Here is a 2,791-nt window from a genome sequence, read left to right on the forward strand (position 1 = left end):
CCCCCCCCCCCCCCCCCCCCCCCCCCCCCCACAGGGCTCCCGGAGTTTTCCAGTCAGATATTGGCCCGCAATACGCTCTCCGGCAGCGCTTCTCCGCGCTCCGCGCATGCCGCCACCGCATCGATCAATGGCTCCAACTCATACCCCTGGGCCTGGAGCCACGCCGGATCGTAATACGTCGTGGCATAACGCTCCCCGCCATCACACAGAATCGCCACGATCGACCCCGACTCACCGGCTTGCACCATTCGCTTCGCGGCGGTCAGCGTGCCGATCAGGTTGGTGCCGCTGGATCCGCCGACCCGCCGTCCCAGTCGCTGGGCCAGGTAGTGCATGGCCGCAAGGGACAGGGCGTCCGGCACCTTGACCATCGCATCGATCACTTTGGGCAGGAACGAGGCTTCGACCCGTGGCCGACCGATGCCCTCGATCCGCGACCCGCAATCCAGGCGCAGGGTGGCATCACCGCTGCGGTAGTAGTCGAAAAATACCGAGCGCTCGGCGTCGGCACACAGCACACGGGTGCTGTGCTGGCCGTAGCGTACATAGCGGCCCAAGGTGGCCGTCGTGCCGCCCGTGCCAGGGCTGGAGATCAGCCAGGTGGGCTCCGGATGCCGCTCAAAGCGCATCTGCTGAAAAATCGACTCGGCAATGTTGTTATTTGCCCGCCAGTCTGTGGCCCGCTCGGCGTAGGTGAACTGGTCGAAGAAGTGCCCATCATGCTCACGGGCCAGGCGTTCGGATTCGGCGTAGATCTGCGTAGGGTCCTCCACCAGATGGCTCTGGCCACCATAGAAGGCGATCTGGGCAATTTTTTCCCGGGAGGTAGTGGCAGGCATCACTGCGATGAAAGGCAGGCCCAGCAACCGCGCAAAATACGCCTCGGAAATCGCCGTCGAACCGCTGGAGGCCTCGATCACCGGTGCACCGGGCTTGAGCCAGCCATTGCACAACGCATAGAGGAACAGCGAGCGGGCCAGTCGGTGCTTGAGGCTGCCGGTGGGATGGCTGGACTCATCCTTGAAATACAGCTCAATGCCCGGCAGTCCGGCCAACGACAATGGGATCAGATGCGTATCGGCACTGCGTTGGAAATCCGCCTCGATGATACGGATGGCTTCACGCGCCCATTGGCGGGGATCGTTCATGGTGTTTTCTCGCAGGACCGGGAGGACTTTCAGACAGACCGATGGCCGGGGGCACGCTCTGTTCAGGAAATACGAGACACCAGCTTAGGAAAAAACCGACATCCCGCACAGGTACAGCTAAGGTCCAATGTGCCCCGTAACTGCCCGAAGCCCGGCGCAGGCGCTGCAACGGCATATAACAAAAAAGAATATAACTTTTGTTTTAACAACAAACAGTACGGGTTAGGGTGTGCCATCTTTTTGATTCGATGAATGGAGAGCAATCTTGGCTCTACGTAACTCACTGACGCGTTTTTTCCAGCTGGAAGCTGCCAGCGGCCTGCTCTTGATTGCCGCCGCCGTGCTGGCCCTGGTCATCAACAACTCCCCGCTGTCCTGGCTGTATGGCGGCCTGCTGGACACGCCCGTGGTCGTCCAGGTCGGTGCGTTGAAGATCGCCAAGCCTTTGCTGCTATGGATCAATGACGGCCTGATGGCACTGTTCTTCCTGCTTATTGGCCTGGAGGTCAAACGCGAAGTGCTCGACGGGCAACTGTCGAAACCTTCGCAGATCGTCCTGCCGGGGGCCGCGGCAATCGGCGGCATGCTGGTGCCGGCGCTGATCTACTGGTTTCTCAATCGCGACAACCCCGCCGCGCTCTCTGGCTGGGCGATTCCTACGGCTACCGATATTGCCTTTGCCCTCGGCGTGCTGGCCTTGCTTGGCAAGCGTGTACCGGTGTCGCTCAAGCTGTTCCTGATGACGCTGGCGATCATTGATGACCTGGGCGCCATCGTCATCATCGCGATTTTCTACTCCGGCGAGCTGTCGACCCTGTCGTTGGGGCTGGCCGCGGCCTGCATCGCGGCCCTGGTAGCGATGAACCGGCTGGGCGTGGTCAAGCTCGGGCCGTACATGGTGGTCGGCTTGATTCTCTGGGTCTGTGTGCTCAAGAGTGGCGTGCATGCCACGTTGGCGGGTGTGACGCTGGCATTCTGCATCCCACTGCGCACAAGAAACGCTGAAACCTCCCCCCTGCTGACGCTCGAGCATGCGCTGCATCCTTGGGTGGCCTACATTATCTTGCCGCTGTTCGCATTCGCCAACGCTGGCCTTTCGCTGAGCGGCGTCACGGTCGAGAGCTTTACCCATCATGTTCCGATGGGCATCGCAATCGGCCTGTTGCTGGGCAAGACGGTCGGCGTGTTCAGCCTGACCTGGCTGGCGGTAAAAATCGGCATCGCCAGTCTGCCTGCCGGGGCCAATTGGGGGCAGATACTGGGCGTGGCGATTCTTTGTGGCATTGGTTTTACCATGAGCCTGTTCGTCGGCTCCCTGGCGTTCGTGCCGGAGGTGAGTGAGTATGCGGGGATGGATCGGATGGGGATTCTCACCGGGTCGATCCTGGCGGCGCTGATTGGGTATGGGGTGACGGCGATGGCTAGTCGCAAGCCCTCGGAGCTGAGTTCCTGAGTGTTCAGCGGGCTTTGCTTCTTGTCATGAGATGGTGTGTATATCCGTTGCTGCGGTAACGGCGGCCTAGGGTTTCGCCCTTACGGCGAGTGGTTAACGGGGCGCCGAGATCAAAGTCAAAAGCAGAGCAACAGCAACAGCAACAGCGCGACAAGCGCTTGGCATCTCCGTAGCTGAGCCACCGCTATCG

Annotated in this window: 2 protein-coding genes; one reads left to right on the top strand and one right to left on the bottom strand. The window is 61.0% G+C overall.

Annotated features, from left to right (window positions below; all coding sequences use genetic code 11):
• Positions 1 to 53: 53 nt before the first annotated feature.
• Positions 54 to 1,148, bottom strand: a complete 1,095-nt coding sequence (locus ACE04F_RS16795) for a PLP-dependent cysteine synthase family protein (protein ID WP_486108408.1) — start codon at positions 1,146 to 1,148, stop codon at positions 54 to 56.
• A 265-nt stretch (positions 1,149 to 1,413) separates the two neighbouring features.
• Here ACE04F_RS16795 and nhaA point away from each other — a divergent pair, with 265 nt between their 5' ends.
• Positions 1,414 to 2,601, top strand: coding sequence for a Na+/H+ antiporter NhaA (gene nhaA / locus ACE04F_RS16800; protein WP_486108410.1), 1,188 nt, complete (start codon positions 1,414 to 1,416; stop codon positions 2,599 to 2,601).
• The last annotated feature ends 190 nt before the right edge of the window (positions 2,602 to 2,791 follow it).

The organism is Pseudomonas sp. AGC41 (assembly GCF_057334555.1).